We start from the raw sequence: 26456 nt of genomic DNA on the forward strand, positions 1-26456 counted from the left end.
GTATCTATAGTCGGCCCACCTGCCGTCCGATCACGGACGCGGCGTATTTCGCCGGGTCAGCGCAGATAGTCGATCAGGCTCAACCCGCTCAATTGTCCGAACACCGAATAGCTCGCCTGCAGCATCGCTTTCTGCTGCGCGAGGTTCGTCGCGACCTCGCCGAGATCGGCATCTTCCGCGCGCCCGATCACGTCCTTGAGCAGCAGCGCGCGCTGATCCGCGCGCGTCGCCAGTGTTTCGGCATCAGCCTGGCGCCGGCCATTCTCGGCATTGATCCCCCGCACGCCAATCATGGCCGTGTCGAGTTCCGCCTTTGCCGCGCGCAACGTATCGCGTTGCGCGGTTGTGACGGTGGCGCCGAACGGGCCGGCGTCCGACAGGGTCTTGAACACCCGCGCTATGGCCGTGCCGAGTTCGCCGGCCGCCACGCCATAGGTCAGATCGAGATGCTCGCCGACGCGCGCCGTCGCGCGTGCCGCACCGTTGCTGAAATCGTCCGCGGGATCGGCGGAGAGATCGGCGAGCTTCCTGGGCGCGAACGGCCGCTCCGACTGGCCACCGCCGAACAACGGCACACCCGCTTCCTCGCTGTTGAGATGCGCGGCGAATTGCGCGAAGCCATTCTCGATCGCTTCCTGCAGACCCGCCCCCTCCCCCGTGCCGATCGCGTCGACCAGGCTTTGGCCAAGATCGCTGCCGACGGTTTCGACGCCGCCGATCGCCGCATCGTACAGCGACAGTGTCGTTCCCAGCCGCGTCGCCACGACGGCCTGCGCCTCCTGTCGCGCCAGCAGCGACCGCGCCGACAAGGTGCGGATCGCGTCGCTGCCCAGCGCCGCGAAGTCGGACCCCTTGCTGCCTGTCGCGAGTTGCTTCTGGGTGACCGCAAGGCGCGCCTGATTGCGCTGTATCGCGTCACCGTCGTCGATGCCGGCACGATCATCACCACGCACCTGACCGAACTGGTCAAGGACAATATCGCCGATATGCTCAGCTATACCGAGGTGCAGAAGCTGCTCGGCGAGATCCATCCCGATTCGGCAAAGCTGGTCGCCGAACTCGTCCCGGCGCGCATCTCGATCTCCGGGGTGCAGCGCATCCTGCAGAACCTGCTCACCGAGGGCGTCTCGATCCGCGATATCCCGACCATTCTCGAGGGGATCGCGGAGGCGGCTCCGGTCACCGCCAATCTGACGCAGATGACCGAGCATATCCGCGCCCGGCTGGCCCGGCAGATTTCCGCGCAGCAAAGTCGCGAAGGCGCGATCCCGATCGTCACCCTGTCCCCCGAATGGGACGAGACCTTTGCCGACAGTATCGTCGGCAATGGCGACGAGCGGCAGCTGGCCATGGCGCCGACGGCATTGCAGGGCTTCATCGCCGCGGTGCGCGAGACCTATGATCGCCTGGCCAGCGACGGTGAAATTCCCTGCCTGCTGACCAGCCCGTCGATCCGCCCCTTCGTGCGCTCGGTGATCGAGCGGGTGCGGCCGGCGACCGTGGTCCTGTCGCAGAACGAAATCCACGCCCGCGCGCGCATCCGCGCGCTCGGCAGCGTCGGATGATGCGGGTGGCGTCCGACGGCGATCAACAGCCTCTATGATGGGGCACGTGCTGTTTGAGGGGTACCGGTGCCGATCGCTGCGATGACTATGCCGCTGACGTCGACGACCTTGGCCACGGCGACCGCCACGCGATCCGACATCGCGTTCAGCGTAACGGCGCCGGTCGCCGCGGCGGCGGGGCCGGCATCGAACCTCGCCAGCGGTGCCGGGCCGGCTTCCCCCCCCATCGTGACGCTGGCCACGGCGACAGGCATCTACTCGCCTCAATCGCCGAGCAAACCGTCCGCCCCGAACGCCGGCACGGTATCGGACAGCGGGACGGCGATCTCGTCGCCGGTCACCGCCCCGGGTGACGCGGCATATGGTTCGCCCGATCCCCGCTCCACACCGACCTGCGCCGCCGATCCGGGCGACGGTGAAGCGCCGCGCACCCGTTGCGGTACGGTCGGTGCGCATCGGCCAACGTTCGTGCCGGGTACGCTGCGCCGGAGCGCCCCCAACGAGCCGGCATCGCCGGCCATCGCCGCCGCGACTGCAGGGCAGGAAAAGCTCGCCCCGGTGCTGCCGCTAGTCAAGCGCGTCGCAGCACCGCGCGCGCTGCGTGCTGCGGCTGACGTCATGATCGGCGAACGCGACGGATCGCCGCCTCCGATCGGGCAGGCGCGCCATGCCGATGGCGCGATGGTCCCGCAGACGGTGCCGGTCGCCATCGCACTCGCCACAAAGAACCCGCCAGATGCGGCGGCCCCGTCGCCGTCGTCGGCGCACATGGCGGGCGATGTCCTAGCCGCCCACGCCGGCACCCCGGGCACGGAGGCGTCTGCCCCCCCTGCCCCCACCGGCGCGGCGCGCTTCGCAAACGCGGTCGATTCCACGGAGCCAGCGGACCTGTCGGCGCGCCGTGTCGCGGGCGAAGCGGTCGATGCCGCCGTGGGGGCCAGGAGCGATCCCGCGCCGCCCACGCAGCGCCTGGAATCCAGCGTCATGCGGCAATTCGAGGCGGCCGAGAAGAACGGCGCGCTGCCATCGCCGCCGCTGCCGCGCGATCCGACCGCCGTCGCGCCCGGGACGGCGATCGATGGGTCGATCGCATCCGATCAGCGCGCGGTGAGATCGTCTCCGGCCGAGCCGCTTGCCATGCCCCGCGCGCGCGCCGCGACGATCGGCCGGGACGTCGGCTCGATCGTCGCCAAAGTCGCGGCGAGCGGGCGATCGAGCACCATCGTGATCCGGCTCGACCCGGTCGAACTCGGTCGCGTCGAGATCCGCATGGAGATCGATGCCCATGGCAAGCTGCGCGCGGTGATCGCCGCCGATCAACCGGCGGCGCTCGATCTGCTGCGTCGCGATGCCGACACGCTGGGGCGCACGCTGATCGAGAACGGCTTTAGCGCCGACGGCGCGACCCTGCGATTCGAAACGCGCAGCGGCGGGCAGGGAACGGGGTCACGCCATTGGACCCCGTCGGCGCCGCTTGCGCCGGACTCGCGCGGCGATCCGGCCGATTTCGTCCAGACGCCGCCACCTGCAACCAAGCGCACAGGCCTGACAGGCCGTGTCGATGTCTTTGCCTGAGGACCCTTCCATGACCCTTTCGACGACCTCCGCCGCCGGCAGCGCATCGCCCGCCGCCGCCTCCACCCAATCGGCGCTCGCCAAATTGTCGTCCGACACGAGCATGTTTCTGAAGCTGCTGACCACGCAGATGCAGAATCAGGATCCGCTCGATCCGATGGACACCTCCGCCTACACGCAGCAACTCGTCCAGTTCTCGCAGGTCGAGCAGTCGATCCAGCAGAGCCAGTCGCTGAAGGACATCCTCACCACGCTGAAGACGCGCGACCTGACCGACGCGGCATCACTGATCGGGCGCTCGGCCAGTCTCGATACGCCGGTGGCGGGGTTGCGCGACGGCGCGCCGGCCAGCTGGCATTACGCCACCGATCGCCCCGCCGCGCGCGTGATCGCCACGGTCAGCGATGCCGATGGGACGACCGTCGCGACCCGCACGCTCGACGCGTCGGCCGGCGATTTCGTGTGGGACGGACGGGATGCCAACGGCAACCGCGTGCCGGCCGGCGCCTATTCGCTGACCATCAGCGCGACCGACGCGGCAGGATCGCGCGTCCCGGCGACCGTCACCGCGCAGGGCATCATCGACGAGGTCGTGGTCGATGGCGGCACCCTATCGGTCGTCGCCAACGGGCAGCGTTACCCCATCGCGCTGCTCAAGCAGCTCGCGCTGGCCTCGTGACCGACGCGAACGCATCGCCGCCATCCGGGCGTCGCGCCGTCCGCGGGGGCCGCGGACGGCCCTTCCACCGGCCGTCTCAGAAATTGTTAACGACACGCGCGTAATGCGGACGAAGGTTCAAGGGCCATGTCAACGCTAGCCAAACCACTCACGACGCCCGATTGTGATCGCCCGCTCGTCGTAGCGCAACTGCTCCATTTCCGGCAGCAGGTCCCCTGGATGTACGGCCTGCTGATCGTCAATGCGATAGCGTTGGCCTATTCGCATGCCGGGCTTGCGCCGCGCTATCTGACCCATGGCGTGCCGGTATTGCTGGTGACGCTCGGCCTATGGCGCCTGTTCCGCTGGCTGCTGCCGCCGACGCGCCAGATGCTCGATGCCGTCGAAGCGACGCGGATCATTCGCCGGTCCACGATCCTGGGCGCCGTCTTTTCGATCCTCTTCGTGTCCTGGGCGATCGCGCTCAATCAGTATGGCGGTGCGTACGAACAGGGCCATGTCGTGCTGTTCATCGGCATCACGGTGCTCGGCTGCCTGTTTTGCCTCACGCATCTGCCCCGCGCGGCGATGATTGTCGGTCTGTTCGTCACCACGCCCTTCCTCGCTTATTGCCTGTTCAGCGGGAACGGCGTGTTCGTCGCGATCGGCCTCAATATTGCCCTGGTCAACGCCGTTGCCCTGAAGGTGCTGAAGGATGCGCATCGCGTGTTCAACGATCTGGTCATGTCGCATGGCGCTTTGACGACCGAGCGGCGTCAGGCCGAAAAGCTCAGCGACGAAAATCGCCGTCTGGCCCATACCGATTCGCTCACCGGCCTGCCCAACCGGCGCTACTTCTTCGGCCGGCTCGAAACGCTCCTGGCGGATACCGAGACGCAGACGGGCGCGTCTTTTTGCGTCGGGGTGCTCGATCTCGATCGCTTCAAGCCGATCAACGATACGTACGGCCATGGGTACGGCGATCGCCTGCTCGGCGTGATCGGGCAGCGGCTGGCCGCCGCCGCGACGCCCGACATGATGATCGCCCGGCTGGGCGGCGACGAATTCGGCGTCCTCTACATCGGCCCCGCCACCCAGGCGGAGTGCGCGATTCGCCGGCTGTGCACGATGATCAGCGCGCCGATGACGCTGGGTGACGTCAATGTCGCGATCGGATGCTCGGGCGGGATCGCCGCCTATCCGGAGGCCGGGACGACCGCGCACGAATTGTTCGATCGCGCCGATCTGGCGCTGTATCACGCCAAGTCGACGCGACGCGGCGATTGCGGCATTTTCTCCGCTGCATGCGAATCGTCGATGCATCCGGGTGCGCAGATCGAGGAGGCGTTGCAGCGCGCCGACCTGGCGCAGGACATCGACGTCTATTTCCAGCCGATCTTCGACACGCAGACGATGGCGATCAGCGGGGTGGAGGCGCTGGCGCGATGGACCGCGACGGGCATCGGCGCGGTGCCGCCCGGAACGCTTTTTACCGCCGCCGAACAATTGGGCATGGTCAACGCGGTGACGCTCGCCGTCTTCCAGCGCGCGCTGCAGGGCATCGCGCAGCTGCCCGATACGATCTCCTTGTCATTCAACCTCAGCGCCCAGGATATCCTCTCGCCGCCCACGATGCGCGAGATCGTGCGCCTGGTGGTCGCCTCCCCGATCGATCCGCGCCGGATCATCCTGGAATTGACCGAATCGTCGCTCCGGGGCGACATCGCGGCGATCGCCGACGCGCTCCAGCATGTCCGCCGGCTGGGCATGAGGACCGCGTTGGACGATTTCGGCTCGGGCTACGCCAATCTGGAATCGCTGCATCGCCTGCCGCTCGATATCCTGAAGGTCGATCGCTCGTTCCTCGGCGTGCCGGGCGCACAGACCGGTCGCGGCATGGTATCGGCGATCCATAATCTCGCGCGCGCGCTGTCGCTCGAATGCACGATCAAGGGCATCGAGAACGATACCCAATTGCTCGAAGTCTCGCTGGCGGGATATCGCTATGCCCAGGGCTATCTGCTGGCGCGACCGATGCCGCTCGACGCCGTCTTGATGACGCTGGTCGAGCGGGAGACACGCTTGCCGGACACCGGCGCGCCAAGCGTCAGACCGGCACGCCGCGCGTAACCGCACGAGCATCGCATGCACCATCGGCGCACGCTGACGCGTGACGGCCGAACTGTCGTGTCGGCAACAATGTGGGCGACCTGTAAGTCGCTGGAGCGGGCGAAGGGATTCGAACCCTCGACCCCAACCTTGGCAAGGTTGTGCTCTACCCCTGAGCTACGCCCGCTCTGGCGCCTATCGCCCCTGCCGGAGACCGGAGGGGCGGGGTAGGTGGCGGCCTCTAACAGCGGTATCGCGATCCGGCAACCCCCGTTCGAGATATAGCCGAAAAGGCTTGGCGTGAGCGTGCGAGCGCCCACATAAGGCGGACACACGAGAGACGGAGTCGACCTTGGCAAGTTTGGGATTGAGCGCGGGCGAACGCGAAGCAGTCGAGGCGTTTCGTCGCGACGTCGTCGAGCCGTCCATGTCGAGCCTCGTCATCATCGATTTCTGGGCCGAATGGTGCGGGCCGTGCAAGGCGCTGACGCCGCTGCTCGAAAAGGTCTGCGCTGCCTATGCCGACAAGGGCGTGGTGCTGGCCAAGGTCGATACCGACAAGAACCAGTTCATCGCCAGCCAATTCCAGATCAAGTCGATCCCCACCGTCTATGCCATGTTCCAGGGGCAGCTCGTCGCCGACCTGACGCCGGCGCGGACCGAATCGGCTTTGAAGACGATGCTCGACCAGATTCTCGCCAAGCTGCCGATCCCGAGCGAGGCTGCCGACCTCGAGGCGGAGCTCGCGCCGCTGCTGGCGATGGCCGAGCAGGTCCTGGCCGAGGGCGATGCCGAACAGGCCATCATGATCTTCCGCCAGGTCGCCGATCTCGCGCCCGGCCATCCCGCGATCCATTCGGGAATGATTCGCGCGCTGGTCGCCGCCGGGCAGCTCGACGAGGCCGATGCGCATCTCGCCGCGCTCGATCCCGAAACCTTTGCGCTGCCCGAGCTCGATCGCGCCAAGGCGGCGCTGACGCTGGCCAAGGATGCGCGCCCGGTCGACGATCTGTCCGGGCTGGCAGCCGAGGTCGCCGCCCATCCCGACGACCATGAGAAGCGCTTCGCGCTCGCCGGCGGGCAGATGGCGGCGGGCGACCGCGATGCCGCCGCCGAATCGCTGCTGACGATCATCGCCGCCGACCGCGCCTGGAACGAGGGCGCGGCGCGCGCGCAGTTGCTCAAACTGTTCGAGGTCGTCGGACTCGAGGATCCATGGGTGTCGGCGCAGCGCCGCAAATTGTCCGCGATCCTGTTCGGATGATCAAGGCGCCAGGCCCGATAACGCGTCTGTCGGTCTTCCCGCTGCCCGGCGCATTGCTGTTCCCAGGCATGCATCTGCCGCTGCACCTGTTCGAGCCGCGCTACCGGGCGATGATGAGCGACGCGATGGCGCGCGACCGGCGCATCGGCATGATCCAGCCGCGCCCCGGCGCCTATGCGCCGAACGAGCCGCCGCCGCTGTTCGACATCGGCTGCGTCGGCAAGATCGCCGAATTCGAGATGCTCGACGACGGGCGCTACAACCTGATCCTCGAAGGTCTGTCGCTGTTCCGCATCGTGCGCGAGCTGGATGTGTCGACCGCATTCCGCCAGGTCGAGGCGGAATTGCTGCCGCTGTCGGCCGAGGACGACACGCTGTCGCTGTCGCGCCGCTCTTCGCTGGAAATGGAATCGCGCCGCTTCGCCGATGCTCAAGGCTATGCGGTGGATTGGGAAGCGGTGACGCGACTCGACGACGAGGCGCTGGTCAACGGCATCGCGCAGATCGCGCCGTTCGACGTGGCGGCCAAGCAGGCGCTGCTCGAAGCGGAGGGAATCGAGGATCGCGCGGAACTGATCATCCAGCTGATGCAGTTCTTCGGCCGGCATGACGGGGATGAGTCGGTCACGCTGCAATAACATCCCGACGCTCCGGCGGACGCCGGGGCCGCTGGGTTCGGGGCAGCCGCGCCGCGTGAGACCCGTCGCCCCGGCCTCCGCCGGGGGTGACGATCACTGGGTTACACCATCATCCCCTGCAGCAGTTTCGGCACTTCGCCGCTCTCGCCGCGCGCCTCGGCCATGAAGCGGTCCTTCACTACCGGCAGCCTCTGCACCGCCGACAGGCCGAAACGCCGCGCGGCGTTGGCGGTCTTGCCGGGAATGCCGAACAGGCGCTGCAGCCCATCGGTGGCGATCGACACCATCAGCGTGTCGAGGCTGCGCCAGCGCTGGTAGCGCGCGAGCAGCGCCGGATCGCCGAGATCGAGCCCGAGCCGCTTGCCCTCGACCACCACCTCGACCAACGTCGCGACATCGCGGAAGCCGACATTGACCCCCTGCCCGGCGATCGGATGGATGCCGTGCGCCGCATCGCCGACCAGCGCGAGCCGGTTGGTGACGATCTGCGCGGCATGGTGGAAGCCGAGCGGGTAGCTCGACCGCGCGCCGAGCGGCCCGAGTTTGCCGAGAAAGCCGCCCATCTTCTTTTCCGCTTCGGCCAGGAAGCCGCGCTCGGACAGTTTCAGCATCCCCGGCGCCTCGGCGCGGCTGACCGACCAGACGATCGCCGAGCGATGCCCGCCCGCATCATCATTCAGCGGCAGGATCGCGAACGGGCCCTGCGGGTAGAAGATCTCGAACGCGATATTCTCGTGGGAATGTTCGTGGTGCAGCGAGGTGACGATCGCGGCGTGATCGTATTGCCAGCGTGCGGTGCGGATGCCGGCGGCATCGCGGGTTGGCGAATTGCGGCCCTCTGCGGCGATCAGCAGGGGCGCGGTGATCGTGGCGCTCGAATCGAGCGTGACGGAGACGCCGTGCGCCCCGCGCGTCACCGAAACCGCGCGGGTCTGCATGCGCAGATCGACATTGGGCGCCGCCACCGCCGCCTCGTACAGCGCGCCGCGCAGCAGGCGGTTCTCGAACATATGGCCGAGCGCGCCATCATCCTCGCTGGGTTCGAAATCCAGTGCGCCCGGCTCCAGCCCGTCGCTGACGCGGATCCCCGCGATCGGGCAGCCCTGCCCGGCCAGCCGATCGACCACGCCGAGCGCGCTCAGCATGCGATACGGCGCGCTGGCGATCGCCGAGGCACGGCCATCGAAGCCGGCGGCCAGGATCACGTCCGGGTCGGCGATGTCGATGACGATCGCGGTCAATTTATGCGCGTCGAGCGCGACGGCCAGCGCGCTGCCGACCAGCCCACCACCGAGAATGATGACATCTGCTTTTTCCATGGCGCAACCGTAACGCCCCGCCCCGCCGCTGCCAATGCGCTGCGGCGGGACGAAAGGCCGGCTGCCTTGACGCCAGAGTCCGCAAAGACGATTAACGGGAACAGATAGCGGACAGATGGGGACGAGACATGGCGAGCCGGGCTCGGCCTGCGCTTTGGCGTGAAACGGTGAAGGCGGGGGCGGTGCGCAGCAGCGCCCTGCTCGCCGCGCTTGGGCTGTTCACCGCGACGCTGCTGATGGTCATCGCGCTGGCGAGCTACCATTCCGGCGATCCCTCGCTCAACACCGCGTCGGGCGGTCCGGCGGAGAATTGGCTCGGCATGCCCGGCGCGTGGTTCGCCGATCTGGTCTTCGCGATCTTCGGGCCGGCGGTGATCCTGCTGCTGCCGATCGCGCCGATTCTCGGCACGCGGCTGTGGCGCGATGCGCCGGTCGGCCACTGGGTGCGCATGCTGGCGCTGGCGAGCCTCGCCGTGGTGCTGATCGGCACGGCACTCACGTTCATTTCCGCTTCCTCCGTCCTGGCATTGCCGGCCGGCTGGGGGGGCGTGCTCGGCCTGAGCCTGGCCGATGGCCTGCGCTGGATCATCGGCCTGATCGGCGAGCCGATCGCGATCACCTGGACCGAGCGCGGCGTCGGCCTGGCGATCGGCATCGCCGGTGCGGTCTTGTGGACGCGCGCGCTGCAGATCGGCTTTTCCGCCCGCCGCCTACCGCGGCTGCCGCAATTCCGCGTCGATCGCCCGATTTCGGAACGCGAGGTGCTGGAAGCCGAACCGGTGCGCAGCAAGGCGGCGCCCGAGCCCCGCGCCGTCGCCCTGCCCGATTCGCGCCCCGGCCCGGTCATCGCCGATCGCACGCTGGCCCCGTCGCTGGCCAAGCCGCGTGCCGCGCAGGAGCGGCTCGATCTGCGCGACAACAATTATCAGCTGCCCGAGCTCGAATTGCTCAAGCCTGCGCCGCCCTCGGCCGGCAATGTGATCGACAAGGCCGCGCTCGAGCGCAATGCGCGGCTGCTCGAATCGGTGCTCGACGATTTCCACGTCAAGGGATCGATCGTCGAGGTCCGCCCCGGCCCGGTCGTCACGATGTACGAGCTCGAGCCGGCCAGCGGGATCAAGGCCAGCCGCGTGATCCAGCTTGCCGACGATATCGCGCGCAACATGTCGGCGGTGTCGGCGCGCGTCGCGACGATCCCCGGCCGCACCGTGATCGGCATCGAACTGCCCAATGCGCGGCGCGAGATGGTCGGGCTGCACGAGCTGATCGGGTCGCAAAGCTTCGAGGACCAGTCCGCGTCGCTGCCGCTGGTGCTGGGCAAGAACATCGCCGGCGATCCGGTGATCGCCGATCTCGCGCCGATGCCGCATCTGCTCGTCGCCGGCACCACCGGCTCGGGCAAGTCGGTCGGGCTCAACTGCATGATCCTGTCGCTGCTCTATCGCCTGACGCCCGACCAGTGCCGCATGATCATGATCGATCCCAAGATGCTCGAACTCAGCATGTACGAGGATATCCCGCATCTGCTCTCGCCGGTGGTCACCGATCCCAACAAGGCGGTGCGCGCGCTGAAATGGGCGGTCGAGCAGATGGAGGATCGCTATCGCCAGATGTCCTCGGTCGGCGTGCGCAGCCTGGCCAGCTTCAACGAAAAGGTCCGCGCCGCCAAGGCGAAGGGCCAGCCGCTGGGGCGCAAGGTACAGTGCGGCTATTCCGAGGGCGGCCAGCCGATCTACGAGGAAGAGCAGCTCGATTATAATCCGCTGCCGCAGATCGTGGTGATCGTCGACGAACTTGCCGATCTGATGATGACCGCGGGCAAGGAAGTCGAATTCCTCATCCAGCGGCTGGCGCAGAAGGCACGCGCCGCCGGCATCCACCTGATCATGGCGACGCAGCGCCCGTCGGTCGACGTCATCACTGGCGTGATCAAGGCCAATCTGCCGACCCGGATCAGCTTCCACGTGACGTCGAAGATCGATTCGCGCACCATCCTGGGCGAACAGGGGGCCGAACAGCTGCTCGGCAAGGGCGACATGCTGTACATGCCCGGCGGCCGCGGCGTGGTGCGCGTGCACGGCCCGTTCGTCACCGACGACGAGGTCCGCGCGGTCGCGGATCACTGGCGCGCGCAGGGCCAGCCCGATTATATCCAGTCGGTCACCGAAGAGCCCGAGGAAAGCTTCGCGCTGGACGGCGCCCCCGAGGGCGAGGATTCGGCCGAGGATCAGCAATATCGCGGTGCGATCCAGCTGGTGGTGGAGAGCCAGAAGGCCTCGACCTCCTGGCTGCAACGCCAGCTGCGCGTCGGCTACAATTCGGCCGCGCGGCTGATCGAGCGGATGGAGAAGGATGGCATCGTCGGACGCCCCGATCATGTCGGTCGTCGGGAAGTGCTGCGCGACCGCGACGGGAACCCGCTCTAGCCCGAGCGGTTCACGGCGCATTCAATGCGCGCACCGCATAGCGCCCGTCAGTCCTCAGGAGAATTTCGTGAACCATCGTTTCCTTGCCGCGCTCGCCCTGACGCCGGCGCTGATCGCCGCCGCGCCGGGCGAACTCGGGCTGGTGCAGAACCATCTCCAGTCGGTGCAGAGCATGACCGCCAATTTCACGCAGACCGATCGCGCCGGCAAGGTGCTGACCGGCGTGCTGACGCTCAAGAAGCCGGGCAAGATCCGCTTCCAGTATGAAAAAGGCGTGCCGATCCTGATCGTCGGCGACGGCAAGGCGCTGTGGTTCCTCGATTATTCGGTCGGGCAGAAGCAGCGCTGGCCGATCGGCAATTCGCCGCTCGGCGTGTTGCTCAACCCCGATAAGGACATGACCCGCTTTGCCCGCGTCATCCCGGGCGGCGATCCGCGGGTCATCTCGGTCGAGGCGAACGATCCCAAGCATCCCGAATATGGCCGCATCACGCTGATCTTCCTGCGCAACGCGACCGCGCCGGGCGGGCTGATGCTGCAGGGCTGGGTGGCGCTCGATGCGCAGAACAACCGCACCTCGATCCGGCTGACCAATACGCGCTTTAACGCGCCGGTTAGCGACGGAACGTTCCGCTTCAACGACCCGCAGCATAAAACCGGCCAGCGCTGAGCCTTCATTCATATTGGCGACAGCTTCGGACCGCTAGGAACGACCTCGCGGATATGGGTCGGTGCGGGATTTTTCCCCCTGTTGCCTGGACTGGTTCATCTCCCGCCTGCGTGACGAACGCTAGGTCGGCCCTCGCTCCATGCCCCCGGAGCGGGGGCCTTTCTGTTTGGCACCCGCGCTCTGGCGTTCGATCCGCCCCATGGCTACATGCTCGGCATGACGGACACGCTCAAGATCGTTTCGTGGAACATCAATTCGGTGCGCTTCCGGCTGGATATCGTCGAGCGTTTCCTCCGCGAGACGCAGCCCGATATCCTCTGCCTCCAGGAAACCAAGGTGATCGACGGCGACTTCCCCGCCGCCGCCTTCCGTGCGCTCGGCTATGACCAGATCATCCTGCACGGCCAGAAGATGCATCACGGCGTGGCGATCATCGCGCGCGTGCCGGTGGTGGAGGACGACCGCTACGACTGGCAGGCCAATATGGAGGCACGACATGTCGGCGTCCGCCTGCCCAACGGCGTCAGGCTCGACAATGTCTATGTCCCCGCCGGCGGCGACGTGCCCGACCGCGCGGTGAACCCCAAGTTCGGCCAGAAGCTCGATTTCGTCGAACGCATGACGCGCTGGTCGGCCGAGCTCAGCACGCCGACGATCCTGACCGGCGATTTCAACATCGCGCCGCTCGACTCCGACGTGTGGAGCCACAAGCAGTTGCGCAACACGGTCAGCCATACGGCGATCGAGGTCGACGCGCTGAACGGGCTTCAGGCATCCAATTCCTGGGTCGATCTCGGGCGGCATTTCCATCCCGCGCCGGCACGGCTGCACACCTGGTGGAGCTATCGGTCGCCCGATTTCACCGCCAATGATCGCGGCCGCCGGCTCGATCATATGTGGGCCACCGCCGATGTCGCCGCGACCGCAATGGCGCATACCGTGTTCGAGGATTGCCGCTCGTGGCTCAAACCCTCCGATCACATCCCGATCATGACCGAGTTTCGGCTGTGAGCGACGCGCGCCGCACGGCGCTGGCGATCGATGCGCTGCGCCGCGGCTGGTCGGTGGCGCTGACGGGTGCCGATGGTACGCTGGCGCTGTTGCCGATCGAGACGGCCGATCCGGTGCGGCTCGCTGCGTTCGATCCCGCCGGCAGCGCGCCGGTGCTGCTCTCGGCCGGGCGCGCGCTGACGCTCAAACTGGCCAATCAGTCGGCCGCCGCGGTGCCCGATTCGCCGGTGCTGATCGAGCGCGCGGCTTGGCTCGATTTCGCCGCCGCCACCGCGCTGGCCGATCCGCAGCTCGATCTGCAGACGCCGCTGAAGGGCCCGTTCCGCGCCATCCCGCTCGCCGAAGCCGAGGCCGGCACCGCCGCATTGCGGCTGGCGCGGATCGGCGGCGTGCTGCCGGCCTTCTTTGCCATGCCCGGCGGTCGTGCCGACCTGACGCTCGATATCGGCGATATCGGCGCGCACGAGGATGCCGACCGGCTGGCCATCGCGACGCGCGCACGGCTGCCGGTGCACGGCGCCGAAGACACGGAGATCGTCGCCTTTCGCACGCCGGAAATGCCCGGCGAACATGTCGCATTGCTGATCGGCGCGCCCAATGGCCAGCCACCGCTCGTCCGGCTGCACAGCGAATGCCTGACCGGTGACGTGCTCGGCAGCCTCAAATGCGATTGCGGGCCGCAGCTCGACGCCGCGGTCGCCGCGATCCAGGCGAGCGGCTGGGGGATCCTGCTCTATCTGCGCCAGGAAGGGCGCGGGATCGGGCTGATCAACAAGCTGCGCGCCTATGCGCTGCAGGATCAGGGTTTTGATACGGTCGACGCCAATACACGACTCGGCTTCGCGGTCGATTCGCGCAATTTCCGCGTCGCGGCGCGCATGCTGACCTTGCTCGCCCAGCCCCGCGTCCGCCTGCTGACCAACAATCCCGAAAAGGTCGCGCAACTGGAATCGGCGGGCGTCGCCGTGGTGGAGCGGGTGCCGCATTTCCTGCCGGCCAATCCCCATAACGAACGCTATCTCGCAACCAAGCGCGACCGCACCGGGCATCAGCTCTAGCCATATGGCCGGTCGCTCCGCCCGCCCGCCGCGCCGGCTGATCGTGGTGTTCGGCGCCGCCGTGCGCGCCAATGGCCGGCCCAGCCCGTCGCTGCGCCGCCGGATCGATTATGCCGCCGGTGCCGCCGCCCGCTACCCCGAGGCGGACCTGTTCTGCTCGGGCGCGGCGGGGGCGGAGGGTCCTTCGGAAGCGTCGGTCATGGCCGAGATTCTCGGCAAGACGGTCGCCGCGGACCGGCTGCATCTGGATGAGGTCAGTACCGACACGTTGACGTCGGTGCGCGCGGCGGCCGCCTTTTTCCGCGCCGGCGGCTATGATCAGTGCCTGAGTTGCACCGATCGCTATCACCAGGCGCGGATCCGCATGCTGTTCGCCTTTTACGGCATCTATGCGCGGCCGATCATGTTCTACCGCGACGATGTCCGAACGCCGGCCTGGTGGCGGATGCGCGCGCGCGAAGGCGCGGCGCTGCCATATGATTTCGTCGCCGGGCTCGGCGCGCGCGCGCGGGATCTGCTGCGCCGGCGTTAGGCGATCAGCGCGCGGACCTGATCGAAATCGTGCGCGATCGCATCGACGCCCAGCGCACACAGCCGCGCGGCATGATCGGGTGGGCAATGCGTCCCCGCGCACAGCCCGATGACGAACGCGCCCGAGGCGACCGCGCCGGTCGCGCCGACCACCGAATCCTCCAGGATCACGCAATCGGCGATATCGACGCCGATCGCCTTGGCGGCATGCCAATAGAGATCGGGTGCCGGCTTGCCGCGCTCGACATGCTCGTGCCCGCTGAAGATATGGGGCGCGAAGGCATCCAGCAGGCCGAGATGCGCCAGATGGGTGCTGATCCAGTGCGTCGAGCTCGACGAGGCGATGGCGCGCGGCAGATCGCGGGGCAGCGCGCGCACGAAATCGACCGCGCCGATCACGGCGTCGATCCCGTCGCGCAGCACGCGCTCGTTCTCGATCGCGCGCGCGGCATGAAAATCGGCGGGCAACGGCCTGCCCATCCATCCCTCGACCGTATCGATGAAGGCGCTGCCGGACAGGCCCATGAAATTGGCCATCGATTGTTCGGGCGTGATCGGATGACCGATCCCGCTGAGATAGTCGGCCAGTTGCAGATTGCCGGCATATTCGCTTTCGAGCAGCACGCCGTCGAAATCGAACAGGATCGCGTCGAACCTCATGACCTTGCGCCGAACAAGGCGGTGCCGATGCGCACATGCGTCGCACCGATCGTCACCGCCGTCTCGTAATCGCTCGACATGCCCATGCTGAGCCCGGTGAGCGCGTGCCGGCGCGCCAGCTTGGCGAGCAACGCGAAATAGGGCGCCGCGTCGCTATCCGCGGGCGGGATCGCCATCAACCCGGCCACCGGCAGCGCGGCCGCCTGCGCGGCATCGAGCAGGGCAGGGAGGTCGGCGATCGCGCAGCCGCCCTTTTGCGGTTCATCGCCGATATTGACCTGCAGGAAACAAAGCGGGTGCTTGCCCGTCTTGCGCATCGCCGCGCCGAGCGCCGTGACCAGAGATGGGCGATCGACCGCATGGATGACATCGAACAATGCCACCGCATCCTCGGCCTTGTTCGATTGCAACTGGCCGATCAGGTGCAGCACGACATCGGGATAGGCCGCGCGCAGCGCCGGCCATTTGTCCTGCGCCTCCTGCACGCGATTTTCACCGAAATGGCGCTGCCCCGCCTCCAGCAAGGGCTCGATTGCCGCCGCCTCCTGCGTCTTGGAAACGGCGATCAGCGTGACGTCGCCGGGTTCGCGCTGCGCGAGAATGGCGGCACGGGCGATCGATTGATGGATGGTGGCGAGCTGGCTTGCGGCATCGTGTAAGGGCATCGGCGCTGCTATAGGGAGCGTCGTGCCGCGCCGCCACCGCAACTTGCCCACGCAGTGGCTGATGACCGACGAGCGGCTCGGCGACGATCTGTGGCGCGCGCTGAACGCGCTGCCGCGTGGTTCAGGGGTGATCTTCCGCCATTATGCGACACCGCCTGCCGAGCGCCGAACGCTGTTTGCCCGAGTGGCAAAAGTTGCGCGGCGCAACCGGCTGATGCTGATCGTGGCCGGGCGCCAGCGACTGGCACGGGCGGATGGCGTCCACGGCGCAGCCCGGCGGCGCGCGGGCGAAATTCGCACCTGGCCGGCACATTCGCGGCGCGAGGCGATCGCCGGGATCAGGGCGGGCGCCGATCTGCTGTTCGTCTCGCCGCTATTCGCGACGCGCTCGCATCCCGGCGGCAAAACACTGGGTCGCACGGCAGCCGCAGCTTTGCTGCGCGGGCTCGACATACCAGCGATTGCGCTCGGCGGCATGACCGCTCGGCGCTTTCGCACGCTTAAGGGATTTTACGGCTGGGCGGCGATCGATGCGTGGCGCACGCCGCCGGCTTAGAAGCGGAAGGCGGTCCCGACATAGACGGCCTGGCTATCCAGGCGATCGTCCTTGAGCCGCTCGAGCCGGTCACGCTCCGATTTGTAGCGCAGGCCCGCGGTCACATCGAAGTTGCGCGTCAGCGAATAGGAGCCGCCGACATCGAGCGCATAGCTCGGTGCTTCCTCGACCAGCTTCGGCGTGCCGGCCAGCGGGCGATCCGCAATCGCCTTGACGCGGGTGCTGAATTTCTTGCCAGTATAGCTGATCCCGACATCCACCGTCTCGCGGCTGCCGGGCAGGCCGGCGAGATCGACGCGGGCAATGTCGCCCGATACGGCAAACCGCTTCCAGCCGACCGCCGCACCCAGATTATAGGCGATCGGTGCCAGGCTGACCGCCGGTGCCGCGATCAAGCCGCGATCGCCGTAGCCCGCGCCCTGAGTCGAGCGCGCGCGTACCGCGACGGTCACCGCGCGGTTGCCGCCGCGGCGCGACTCGGACGGGGTGAAGCGGAAGCCGCTGGTCTCGAGTCCGCCGCGCGAGAACAGCGCGGCGAGCCGCGGATCCGCCGAGGCCGGGGTGAAGGAACCGATGCCGCGGCCGATAAAAGCCCGCCGTTGCGCGGCATTCGCGCTATCGGGCGCGCCGATCGCGGGCGCGACGAAGATCGCGGCGGCCAACAGCCCCCCCAATCCCAATCCTGCCATCAAACGACCTGCGACCACGAAACTACCCCTGAGCGGCCCGTTGCGGACCGACGCTCTATAACGCGGCTATACCGAATATTTCCCGAGTCACTACCGGGCAGAGTCACTTTATGTAGGAGTGTTGCATCAGACCCACAGGCGGCCAGCCTTGCGGCAGACGCGAGACCATCTATAGATGCGCCTCCCTCTGTCCTTTTACGCCCAGGAAATCGCCGATGATCCGCCTTCCGGCCCCCAAATTGGCTCTTGCGCTAGCCGGCCTCGTGCTGCCGCTGACGCTCGCCGCATGCGGCGGTGGCAAGGACCGCCCCAAGGCGGATCTCGCTGCGTCCAAGATCACCACGATCGGCGTGAATTCCTATCTGTGGCGCGCCAGCCTCGACACGCTGAGCTTCATGCCGCTGGTCCAGACCGACTCGAACGGCGGCGTGATCGTGACCGACTGGTATATCAACCCGGCCGCGCCGACCGAACGCGTCAAGGTCACGGTGATGATCCTCGATCAGGATCTGCGCGCCGACGGCCTGCGCGTCTCGGCACTGCGCGAGGTGAACCAGGGCGGCCAGTGGGTCGCGGCGCCGGTCAAGGCCGCCACCGTCCAGAAACTCGAAGATGCGATCCTGACCCGTGCGCGCGATCTGCGCCGCGGCTCCGTCGCCGGATAACGAAAGAGCAATATTATGGCGTCGCGCTTCAATGCGCTGAAGGCGGACGCAAGCTGGCAGAAGGTGTGGGACGAGTCCCGCACCTTTGCCGCGCGCGACGACAGCCCCAAGCCCCGTTCCTACGTGCTCGAAATGTTTCCGTACCCTTCCGGGCGGATTCACATGGGCCATGTGCGCAATTACACGATGGGCGACGTGCTGGCGCGCTATCGCCGCATGATCGGGCATGAAGTGCTCCATCCGATGGGCTGGGACGCGTTCGGCATGCCGGCCGAGAATGCCGCGATGGAAAAGGGCGTCCATCCCGGCGCCTGGACCCGCGCCAATATCGAAACGATGAAGGCGCAGCTCAAGCGCCTGGGTTTCGCGCTCGATTGGACGCGCGAGCTGGCGACCTGCGAACCGGACTATTACGGCCACGAACAGGCGCTGTTCCTCGATCTGTTCAAGGCGGGCCTTGTCTATCGCAAGGAATCGGCGGTTAATTGGGATCCGGTCGACATGACCGTGCTCGCCAACGAGCAGGTCATCGACGGGCGCGGCTGGCGCTCGGGCGCGCTGGTCGAGCGGCGCAAGCTCAGCCAGTGGTTCCTCAAGATCACCGATTTCGCCGACGATTTGCTCAATGGTCTCGGCGCGCTCGAACATTGGCCCGACAAGGTCAAGCTGATGCAGGAGAACTGGATCGGCCGCAGCCAGGGGCTGACCTTCTCGTTCAAGCTGTCTGACGGCGACAAGGTCGACGTGTTCACCACGCGGCCGGACACGATGTTCGGCTCGGCCTTCGTCGCGGTCGCGGCAGATCACCCGATCGCGCGCGCGCTGGCCGACCGCAATCCCGACGCGGCGGCGTTCATCGAATTGTGCAAGCGCGGCGGCACCACCGCGGCCGAACTGGAAACGCAGGAGAAACTCGGCTTCGATACCGGGCTGACCGCGACGCACCCGCTCGATCCCGCCTGGCAGCTGCCGGTCTACATCGCCAATTTCGTGTTGATGGAATATGGCACCGGCGCGGTGTTCGGCGTGCCGGCGCACGACCAGCGCGATCTCGATTTCGCGCGCAAATACGGCCTGCCGGTCAAGCGCGTCGTCTCGGAAGGCGAAATCGAGGACCCGGTGTTCGTCGGCAACGAGGCCTATGGCGGCCCCGGCGTGCTGGTGAACTCGCATTTCCTCGACGGCATGGACATCGAGGACGCCAAACGCACGGTGATCTCGCGTGCCGAGGGCGAGGGCTGGGGCACCGGCTCGACCGTGTTCCGCCTGCGCGACTGGGGCGTCAGCCGCCAGCGTTACTGGGGCACGCCGATCCCGATCATCCATTGCGACACGTGTGGCGTCGTGCCGGTGCCGCGCGACCAATTGCCCGTGGTGCTGCCCGAGGACGTCAGCTTCGACGTGCCGGGCAACCCACTCGATCGCCACACCGCGTGGAACACGGTCGATTGCCCGTCCTGCGGCGCCACAGCGCGGCGCGAGACGGATACGCTCGACACGTTCGTCAATTCCTCCTGGTATTTCATCCGCTTCGCCAGCCAGCCCGAGGGCAAGCCGTTCGATCGTGCGGTGGCCGAGCAATGGCTGCCGGTCGGGCAATATATCGGCGGTGTCGAGCATGCCATTCTGCACCTGCTCTACGCGCGCTTCTGGACCCGCGCGCTGAAGCATATCGGCCAGCTCGACGTGGCCGAGCCGTTCGCCGGCCTGTTCACGCAAGGCATGGTGACGCACGAGACGTATAGCCGCACGATCGAGACGCTCGGCACCGACGGCGTCGATGTGATCCACAAGCCGCTCTGGCTCGGCCCGGACGATATCGAGCGCCGTGATGGGGGCGTCTTCGAGATCGCCACCGGCGAGGCCGTGACGATCGGCCGCGTCGAGAAGATGTCCAAGTCCAAGAAGAACACGGTCGATCCCGAGCCAATCGTCGATCAGTACGGCGCGGACGCGGTACGCTGGTTCATGCTGTCGGACAGCCCCCCCGAGCGCGATCTGCCGTGGAGCGAATCCGGCATCGAAGGATCGTGGCGCTTCGTCCAGCGCTTGTGGCGTCTGTTCGACGGCGCAACAGAGGGTGGGGAAGGTGCCTCCAAGGACGCCGCGCTGGACCGCAAGCTCCACCAGACAATCGCCGGAATTGCCGTTGATATTGATGCACTTAGCTTCAACAAGGCGGTGGCCAAACTGTATGCGCTGGTCAATGAGATCGAGCGTGCCGCGCCCTCGGCCTCGCGCAGCGCGGCGATTGCCACGCTGATGCGGCTGGTCGCGCCGATGGCGCCGCATATCGCCGAGGAAGCCTGGGCCGCCGCGGGTAATGACGGGCTGATCGCCGATGCACCCTGGCCCGAAGTCGATCCGGCGCTGCTGGTGGAAGACGAGGTGACGATCGCGCTGCAGGTCAACGGCAAGCTGCGTGATACGGTCACGATGGCAAAGGGCACGGCCAAGGACGTGATGGAAGCGCTCGCCCTGGCCAATCCCAACGTCCAGCGCAGTATCGGCGACGCAACACCGAAAAAGATCATCGTCGTGCCCGATCGTCTGGTAAACGTCGTCGCATGAAGCCGTACCTGATCTTTGCCGCGCTCGCGCTGTCACTCACCGGCTGCGGCCTGCAACCGCTCTACAGCGGCGGTGGCGCCGGCGTGGTGGCGACGACGCTGACGCAGATCGAGGTCGCGCCGATCCAGGGCAAATCCGGCTGGCTGATGTCGACCGCGCTGAGCGATCGACTGCAGGCCGGCAAGGCGCCCGCCGTGTATCGCCTCGAAGTGCGGCTCGACGACAGGATTACCGGGCTCGGCGTGCGGCGCGACAACAGCGTGGCGCGCGAACGCCGGACGCTGCGCGCGCGCTACCAGTTGATCAACCTGGTCGACGGCGCAGTCCTGCTCGACGCCACTGCTGGGTCGGATGCCGGGATCGACGCGGTCGGCTCGGAATATGCCACGATCGCGGCCGAAAATACCGCGCTCGAGCGCCTGTCGGGCATCGTCGCGGACCAGATCGTCTCGCGCGTGGCGCTGTACGTGCGGCGGACCGCTCCGACCGCGCCGTGACGGCGGCATGAAGGCCAATGCCAACCAGATCCGCGCGGCGATCGACGCGCCGGGCTCCGATATCCGGCTGTTCCTGCTGCATGGCCCCGACGAAGCCGGGGCGCTCGATCTCGCGCTACGCCTGGCCCGGCGCATGGGGCCGGAAGCGGAGCGCGTCGATCTCGAACCATCCACGCTCAAATCCAACCCCGGCCGGCTGACCGACGAGGCGGCATCGCTGTCGCTGTTCGGCGGCGCACGGCATATCCGCATCAGCGGGGCAGGGGAGGAGAGCCTGGAGGCGCTGACGCTGCTGCTCGGCATGGAGCGCGCCGGCAACCCGGTGGTGGCGATCGCGCCCACGCTCAAGGGCACGGCCAAGGTGGTCAAGCTGGCCCAGATGTCGCCGCGCGCGATGGCCTTCGCCTGCTACATGCCGGAGGGGCCCGAGGCGGACAAACTGGTCTCGACGATCGCCCGCGAGCACGACATGCGCACCACCGGCGATACCGCGACGCGCATCGCCGCGGCGACCGGCGGTGACCGCGCGGTGATGACGCGGGAGCTGGAGAAATTGGCGCTGTATCTCGATGCCGGGCCGGACCGCCCGCGCGAGATCGACGACGCAGCGCTGGATGCGATCGGCGCGGATGTCGGCGATGCCGAAATGAGCCGCGCGATCGACGCCGCGATCGATGGGCGGGCGGATACGTTGGGTATGGAACTGGCGCGGCTGAGCGAGGCCGGCGTGTCGCCGATCCCGGTGCTTCGGCAGCTGACCCGGCGGCTGATGACCTTGGCCGAATTGCGGGCGCAGGTCGATGCCGGGGCAGGGGTGGCGCAGGTAACCGAGAACGTGTTCTTCCGCGAGAAGGCGATCACCGCGCGGGCGCTGCGCCATTGGCCAAGCGAGCGGCTCGCCGCCGCGATCGATCGCGTCCGCCAGGCCGAGCGAGGTATGATGGGCTCGGCCAGTGCAGGTGCGGTGCTCGCCGAACAGGCAATCGTGGCCGTGGCCAGGATCGCGGCGCGGCAGCGCTAGGCCCTCCCAAAGCGACCGTCATCCTGAACTCGATTCAGGATCCATCGCGCCGCAAACCCGATCACCCGAGAGGCGAGATGGATCCTGACTTTCGTCAGGATGACGCAAATTTGGGGCTCGCCGCTTAAATCCGCTCGCCAGTAAGCCTTTGACAAATCATGTCTAATTGGTCGAGCGTGGCATAGTTCAGCGTCATCGTCCCGCCCTTGGCGCTATGCGTGACGCGCACCGACAGCCCGAGCAGATCGCCCAATTGATGTTCGAGCGCGGCAAGATCCGCATCACGCCCGCCATCGCCCCCCGAGCGCGCACGCTGCTCCGGCTTTGCCGCCCGCGCGAGCCGCTCGGTTTCGCGTACCGACAGCCCCTTGGCGACAACTTGGTCGGACAGCGTCTCGATGTCCGGCGCACCGATCAGCGCCCGGGCATGGCCCATGGTCAGCTCGCCGGTGACGACGCGTTCCTGGACCGGCTGTGGCAGATCGAGCAGGCGTAGCAGATTGGCGATATGGCTGCGCGACTTGTGCACCAATTTGCCCAGCGCTTCCTGCGTATGACCGAAATCCTCGATCAGCCGGTGATAGGCCTCGGCCTCTTCGATCGCATTGAGATCCTGGCGCTGGATGTTTTCCACCAGCGCGACTTCGAGCGTTTCGGCATCGTCGAAGTCACGGATGATCACCGGCACTTCGTGCAGTCGGGCACGCTGCGCCGCGCGCCAGCGGCGCTCGCCGGCAACGATCTGATAGCCCTTGCCGTGCGGCCGGACGACGATCGGCTGGATCAGCCCGCGCGCCGCGATCGAAGTGGCGAGTTCGTCGAGCGCGGATTCCTCGAAATGACGCCGCGGCTGCCCCGGATGCGGGGTAAGCGATCCGACCGGCAAGGTGCGCAAGCCAGGCGCGAGCTTTTCGTCGCTGCCGACCGGCTCTTCGCGCGCCATGTCGCCCAGCAAGGCGTTGAGACCGCGCCCCAGGCCGGAGCGCGGCTTTGGACGGGCGGGCAGGCCGGCTTCTGGCGTGGTGTCGGTCATGCGGCCTTCGTATAGGGCGTGGCGGGGGTGGGCAGGCGGCCGATCAGCTCGCGCGCGAGCGCGATATAGGCTTCGGAGCCCGAACAGCGATAATCGTAGATCAGCGCGGGAAGGCCGTGGCTCGGCGCTTCCGACAGTCGCACGTTGCGCGGAATGACAGTTTCAAACACGACGCGGCCCAGCACAGCGCGGACATCGTTCGACACCTGATCGGTCAGGCGGTTGCGACGATCGTACATCGTCAGCGCGACACCGAGAATGGTCAGGCCGGGATTGAAGCGTTCGCGGATGCGCTCGACCGTGCCGAGCAGCTGGCTCAGCCCTTCGAGTGCAAAGAATTCGCATTGCAGCGGCACGAGCAGCGAATTGGCCGCGACCATCGCGTTGAGAGTCAGCAGCCCGAGCGACGGCGGGCAATCGATCAACACGACGTCCCAGCGCTCCTCGCAGCGGCTGAGCGCACGGTTCAGCCGATGCGTCCGCTCCTCATATTCGACGAGTTCGATCTCCGCGCCGGACAGGTCGGACGTCGCCGGGACGATATCGAGCTTGGGCACACAGGTCGCCACGGCCGCCTCGGTCACCGACATTTCACCGAGCAGGATGTCGTAAGTCGATTTTTCGCGATCAGCGCGGTTGATGCCCAGGCCGGTGGATGCATTGCCCTGCGGATCGAGATCGATGATCAGCACGCGCTGCCCGGTCGCCGCGAGCGCCGTACCGACGTTTATCGCCGTCGTCGTCTTGCCGACCCCGCCCTTCTGGTTCGCAACCGCTATGACGTTCATCGACGAGAGACCCCTTGCGCGATCACGATCATGGAATTCGGATCGGTGACGCTGTGTTCCACGTGAAACGTACCATGCCACGATCGCTGCGCCTGTGCCACTTCTTCGCGCGCAGCGAGCCCCTTGGGTAGCAGCCATTTGGTCGCAGGTGTACCGATATGACGCGCGGCTTCGAACAATGCGGTCACCGATGCCACCGCACGTGCCGAAATGACCGTCGCGCGCGCCTCGACATTCTGTGACTTGGCAAGTTTAACGGTCACATGGTCGAGGTCGAGAGCAGACGCCGCCGCGCGGAGGAATTCGACCCGCCGCTTGCGTGGCTCGATCAGGATCATCGGATCGCTGCGCAGCGCCGCTACAACAAGGCCGGGGAACCCCGCGCCGCTGCCAATGTCGACCCAGGTACCGGGCGTGCCCTTGGCCAACGGCACGAGCTGCGCGGAGTCGAGAATATGGCGGTTCCACATCGATTCCAGCGTCGCCGCCGAGACGAGATTCTGGCGTGACGCTTCGTCCGCGACCAGCGCCGAAAGCGCGGTGAGCTTGCCGAGGGCCGCCGCACCAAAGCGATCGGCAATCCATTGCTTGGCGTCGCCCTCGGTCATGCGGCGCGCTTCTGCGCATGCAGCATGATCGCCGTCAGCGCCGCCGGCGTGATGCCCCGAATGCGCCCCGCCGCACCCAGCGTGGCAGGGCGGGCGGCGGTCAGACGCTCAATCATCTCGTGCGACAGGCCGGGGATACCGGCGAAGTCGATCTCGGCCGGCAGGACGATCGCATTGTTGCCGCGGAGCCGCGCGACCTCATTGTCCTGCCGGGCAATATAGGGTGCATAGCGGGCATCTTCGACCGCTTCGGCGAGCAGCGCGGGATCGTGTCGATCGACCATTCCGGGCATGATCTGCTCGATGTCGAGCCCGGCAATCCGCAGCCATTCCGCGGCAGTGCGCGCCGGTTCCGAGCCGGCCGGCCGATCGGGCAGCGCATTGGCCGGGATGACCTGCTCCAGTTCACCAGCGATGATTGCGAGTTCGGCGCGCCGCTGAGCGAGGCGCGCCCGGCGTTCAGCACTGAGGCAACCCGCTTCTTCGGCGACGCCCCCAAGCCGCGTTTCGGCATTGTCGGCGCGCAACCGCAAGCGATACTCCGCCCGCGCCGTGAGCATGCGATACGGTTCGGTCACGCCCTGCAGCACCAGATCGTCGATCATGACGCCAAGATAGCTGCTGGCGCGATCGAGCACGACCGGTGCCAGCTCCAGCGCCACCGCAGCCGCGTTGAGTCCAGCGATCAGTCCCTGGCCGGCGGCCTCTTCATAGCCGGTCGTCCCATTGATCTGCCCCGCACAGAACAGGCCGGGCAGTGCACGCACTTCCAGCGTCGGCGCCAGCGCGCGCGGATCGATATGGTCATATTCGACGGCATAGCCGGCCATCATGATCTGCGTGTTTTCCAGACCGGGAATGGACCGGATCATCGCTTCCTGCACGTCGGCCGGCAGCGATGTCGAAATCCCGTTGGGATAGATGACATGATCGTCCAGCCCCTCGGGCTCGAGAAATATCTGATGGCCGTCGCGGTCGCCGAAGCGATGGATCTTGTCCTCGATCGACGGGCAATAGCGCGGGCCGACGCCGTCGATCGCGCCACCAAACAAGGGCGATCGATCGAGTGACGCGCGGATGATATCGTGCGTGACGGGCGTCGTCCGCGTGATCGCACAGAAGGTCTGCGGCAGCGGCCGGCCGGGAGAAACGGGCGACATCGTCCAGGGATCGAGATCGCTCGGCTGTTCGGCCAGCATCGCCCAGTCGATCGTCCGCCCGTCGAGCCGCGGTGGCGTGCCGGTCTTGAGCCGCGTCATCGGCAACTTGGCATCGCGCAACTGCACCGCCAGCCGTGTTGCCGCCGCCTCGCCGATACGCCCGCCGGCCAGCCGCTCTTCCCCGCGGAACATGCGCCCGCCAAGGAAGGTGCCGGTTGCCAACACTACGGCCGGCGCATCGAGACACCGGCCGTCCGCCAATTCCAGCCCGGCAACGGCACCCGACCGACCGAACGACAAGGCCGCCGCTTCGCCTTCGATGACGGTGAGGTTGGTCTGCGCGGTGACCGCCTGCTGTATCGCGGTGGAATATCGCCGGCGATCCGCCTGCACGCGCGGCCCCTGCACCGCGCTCCCCTTAGAGCGGTTGAGCATGCGATAATGAATCCCGGCGGCATCGGTCGCCCGCGCCATCAACCCGTCGAAGGCGTCGACCTCGCGCACCAGATGGCCCTTGCCGAGCCCACCGATCGCCGGATTGCAGGACATGGCGCCGATCTTGGTTGCGTCAAAGCTGACCAATGCGGTGCGCGCGCCGCGCCGCGCCGCGGCCGCCGCGGCCTCGACGCCGGCATGGCCGCCCCCGACGACGATAACATCGAATGTGGACATGCCCATCTCGCTAGGCATTGCCGGCGAGCAAGTCAAAGCGTTCCACG

The 26456-nt window shown here is 67.2% G+C and carries 24 protein-coding genes, 1 tRNA gene and 1 pseudogene; 16 read left to right on the forward strand and 10 right to left on the reverse strand.

Annotated features, from left to right (window positions below; translation table 11 throughout):
- Positions 1-56: 56 nt before the first annotated feature.
- A complete protein-coding gene (locus NV401_RS08145; RefSeq protein WP_315369138.1) occupies positions 57-809 on the reverse strand; it encodes a flagellin in 753 nt (250 codons plus the stop codon).
- A 96-nt stretch (positions 810-905) separates the two neighbouring features.
- Here NV401_RS08145 and NV401_RS08150 point away from each other — a divergent pair.
- The 4 genes and pseudogenes from NV401_RS08150 to NV401_RS08165 all read left to right on the forward strand — a co-directional run.
- Positions 906-1565 (forward strand): annotated as a pseudogene (locus NV401_RS08150) (FHIPEP family type III secretion protein); the annotation flags it as partial.
- An 81-nt stretch (positions 1566-1646) separates the two neighbouring features.
- Positions 1647-3140 (forward strand): flagellar hook-length control protein FliK, encoded by a 1494-nt coding sequence (locus NV401_RS08155; protein WP_261293898.1) that lies wholly within the window; start codon positions 1647-1649, stop codon positions 3138-3140.
- A 10-nt stretch (positions 3141-3150) separates the two neighbouring features.
- Positions 3151-3819, forward strand: a complete 669-nt coding sequence (locus tag NV401_RS08160) for a flagellar hook assembly protein FlgD (protein ID WP_261293899.1) — start codon at positions 3151-3153, stop codon at positions 3817-3819.
- 126 nt (positions 3820-3945) lie between these two features.
- Positions 3946-5928, forward strand: a complete 1983-nt coding sequence (locus NV401_RS08165; protein ID WP_261293900.1) for a putative bifunctional diguanylate cyclase/phosphodiesterase — start codon at positions 3946-3948, stop codon at positions 5926-5928.
- 91 nt (positions 5929-6019) lie between these two features.
- Here the strand turns inward: NV401_RS08165 and NV401_RS08170 are convergent.
- Positions 6020-6094 (reverse strand) — tRNA-Gly (locus NV401_RS08170).
- A gap of 165 nt (positions 6095-6259) precedes the next feature.
- Between NV401_RS08170 and NV401_RS08175 the strand changes: the two genes are divergently transcribed.
- Both NV401_RS08175 and NV401_RS08180 read left to right on the forward strand, forming a co-directional pair.
- Positions 6260-7171 carry a tetratricopeptide repeat protein gene (locus NV401_RS08175; RefSeq protein ID WP_261293901.1) on the forward strand — a complete coding sequence of 304 codons (912 nt, stop codon included), beginning with the start codon at positions 6260-6262 and terminating at the stop codon, positions 7169-7171.
- On the forward strand, positions 7168-7809 hold the full coding sequence (locus tag NV401_RS08180; RefSeq protein ID WP_261293902.1) for an LON peptidase substrate-binding domain-containing protein: 642 nt from the start codon (positions 7168-7170) through the stop codon (positions 7807-7809). The genes NV401_RS08175 and NV401_RS08180 overlap by 4 nt, the downstream gene beginning before the upstream one ends.
- A 101-nt stretch (positions 7810-7910) precedes the next feature.
- On the opposite strand, the gene NV401_RS08185 is transcribed toward NV401_RS08180, so the two are convergent.
- Positions 7911-9128 (reverse strand): UbiH/UbiF/VisC/COQ6 family ubiquinone biosynthesis hydroxylase, encoded by a 1218-nt coding sequence (locus NV401_RS08185; protein ID WP_261293903.1) that lies wholly within the window; start codon positions 9126-9128, stop codon positions 7911-7913.
- Between the two features lie 128 nt (positions 9129-9256).
- Between NV401_RS08185 and NV401_RS08190 the strand changes: the two genes are divergently transcribed.
- The 5 genes from NV401_RS08190 (at position 9257) to NV401_RS08210 (ending at position 14825) form a co-directional block, all read left to right on the forward strand.
- Entirely contained in the window at positions 9257-11554 is a 2298-nt protein-coding gene (locus tag NV401_RS08190; RefSeq protein WP_261293904.1) for a DNA translocase FtsK, read from the forward strand.
- 67 nt (positions 11555-11621) lie between these two features.
- Complete coding sequence (locus NV401_RS08195) at positions 11622-12224, forward strand: LolA family protein (RefSeq protein WP_261293905.1); 603 nt, start codon at positions 11622-11624, stop codon at positions 12222-12224.
- A gap of 216 nt (positions 12225-12440) precedes the next feature.
- The gene (locus tag NV401_RS08200; RefSeq protein WP_261293906.1) at positions 12441-13235 is read left to right on the forward strand and encodes an exodeoxyribonuclease III; all 795 of its coding nucleotides are present in this window, start codon (positions 12441-12443) and stop codon (positions 13233-13235) included.
- Positions 13232-14293: a GTP cyclohydrolase II gene (gene ribA / locus NV401_RS08205; RefSeq protein ID WP_261293907.1), complete on the forward strand. Its 1062-nt coding sequence runs from the start codon at positions 13232-13234 to the stop codon at positions 14291-14293. The genes NV401_RS08200 and ribA overlap by 4 nt, the downstream gene beginning before the upstream one ends.
- Before the next feature lie 4 nt (positions 14294-14297).
- A complete protein-coding gene (locus NV401_RS08210) occupies positions 14298-14825 on the forward strand; it encodes a YdcF family protein (RefSeq protein WP_261293908.1) in 528 nt (175 codons plus the stop codon).
- On the opposite strand, the gene NV401_RS08215 is transcribed toward NV401_RS08210, so the two are convergent.
- Entirely contained in the window at positions 14822-15484 is a 663-nt protein-coding gene (locus NV401_RS08215; protein WP_261293909.1) for an HAD family hydrolase, read from the reverse strand. The two genes, NV401_RS08210 and NV401_RS08215, sit on opposite strands and share 4 nt — an antisense overlap.
- Positions 15481-16149 carry a YggS family pyridoxal phosphate-dependent enzyme gene (locus NV401_RS08220; protein WP_261293910.1) on the reverse strand — a complete coding sequence of 223 codons (669 nt, stop codon included), beginning with the start codon at positions 16147-16149 and terminating at the stop codon, positions 15481-15483. Before NV401_RS08220 ends, NV401_RS08215 begins: the two co-directional genes overlap by 4 nt.
- 22 nt (positions 16150-16171) lie before the next feature.
- Here NV401_RS08220 and NV401_RS08225 point away from each other — a divergent pair, with 22 nt between their 5' ends.
- Complete coding sequence (locus tag NV401_RS08225) at positions 16172-16705, forward strand: thiamine phosphate synthase (protein ID WP_261293911.1); 534 nt, start codon at positions 16172-16174, stop codon at positions 16703-16705.
- Here NV401_RS08225 and NV401_RS08230 read toward each other — a convergent pair.
- The gene (locus tag NV401_RS08230; RefSeq protein WP_449325406.1) at positions 16702-17367 is read right to left on the reverse strand and encodes a hypothetical protein; all 666 of its coding nucleotides are present in this window, start codon (positions 17365-17367) and stop codon (positions 16702-16704) included. The two genes, NV401_RS08225 and NV401_RS08230, sit on opposite strands and share 4 nt — an antisense overlap.
- Positions 17368-17609: 242 nt before the next feature.
- Between NV401_RS08230 and NV401_RS08235 the strand changes: the two genes are divergently transcribed.
- From NV401_RS08235 to holA, 4 genes are read left to right on the forward strand one after another with little or no spacing between them, the layout of a single operon-like run.
- Entirely contained in the window at positions 17610-18059 is a 450-nt protein-coding gene (locus NV401_RS08235) for a DUF3576 domain-containing protein (protein ID WP_261293912.1), read from the forward strand.
- Positions 18060-18074: 15 nt separating this feature from the next.
- A complete protein-coding gene (gene leuS / locus NV401_RS08240; protein ID WP_261293913.1) occupies positions 18075-20630 on the forward strand; it encodes a leucine--tRNA ligase in 2556 nt (851 codons plus the stop codon).
- Entirely contained in the window at positions 20627-21127 is a 501-nt protein-coding gene (gene lptE, locus NV401_RS08245; protein ID WP_261293914.1) for an LPS assembly lipoprotein LptE, read from the forward strand. The genes leuS and lptE overlap by 4 nt, the downstream gene beginning before the upstream one ends.
- A 7-nt stretch (positions 21128-21134) precedes the next feature.
- Positions 21135-22148 carry a DNA polymerase III subunit delta gene (gene holA, locus NV401_RS08250; protein WP_261293915.1) on the forward strand — a complete coding sequence of 338 codons (1014 nt, stop codon included), beginning with the start codon at positions 21135-21137 and terminating at the stop codon, positions 22146-22148.
- 124 nt (positions 22149-22272) lie between these two features.
- Here the strand turns inward: holA and NV401_RS08255 are convergent, their stop codons facing one another.
- From NV401_RS08255 to mnmG, 4 genes are read right to left on the reverse strand one after another with little or no spacing between them, the layout of a single operon-like run.
- The gene (locus tag NV401_RS08255; protein WP_261293916.1) at positions 22273-23181 is read right to left on the reverse strand and encodes a ParB/RepB/Spo0J family partition protein; all 909 of its coding nucleotides are present in this window, start codon (positions 23179-23181) and stop codon (positions 22273-22275) included.
- Positions 23178-23969 carry a ParA family protein gene (locus NV401_RS08260; protein ID WP_261293917.1) on the reverse strand — a complete coding sequence of 264 codons (792 nt, stop codon included), beginning with the start codon at positions 23967-23969 and terminating at the stop codon, positions 23178-23180. The genes NV401_RS08255 and NV401_RS08260 overlap by 4 nt, the downstream gene beginning before the upstream one ends.
- On the reverse strand, positions 23966-24577 hold the full coding sequence (gene rsmG, locus NV401_RS08265) for a 16S rRNA (guanine(527)-N(7))-methyltransferase RsmG (RefSeq protein WP_261293918.1): 612 nt from the start codon (positions 24575-24577) through the stop codon (positions 23966-23968). The genes NV401_RS08260 and rsmG overlap by 4 nt, the downstream gene beginning before the upstream one ends.
- Complete coding sequence (gene mnmG, locus NV401_RS08270) at positions 24574-26409, reverse strand: tRNA uridine-5-carboxymethylaminomethyl(34) synthesis enzyme MnmG (protein ID WP_261293919.1); 1836 nt, start codon at positions 26407-26409, stop codon at positions 24574-24576. The genes rsmG and mnmG overlap by 4 nt, the downstream gene beginning before the upstream one ends.
- Between the last annotated feature and the right edge of the window lie 47 nt (positions 26410-26456).

This window comes from Sphingomonas hylomeconis (genome assembly GCF_025370105.1).
Classification (GTDB): domain Bacteria; phylum Pseudomonadota; class Alphaproteobacteria; order Sphingomonadales; family Sphingomonadaceae; genus Sphingomonas; species Sphingomonas hylomeconis.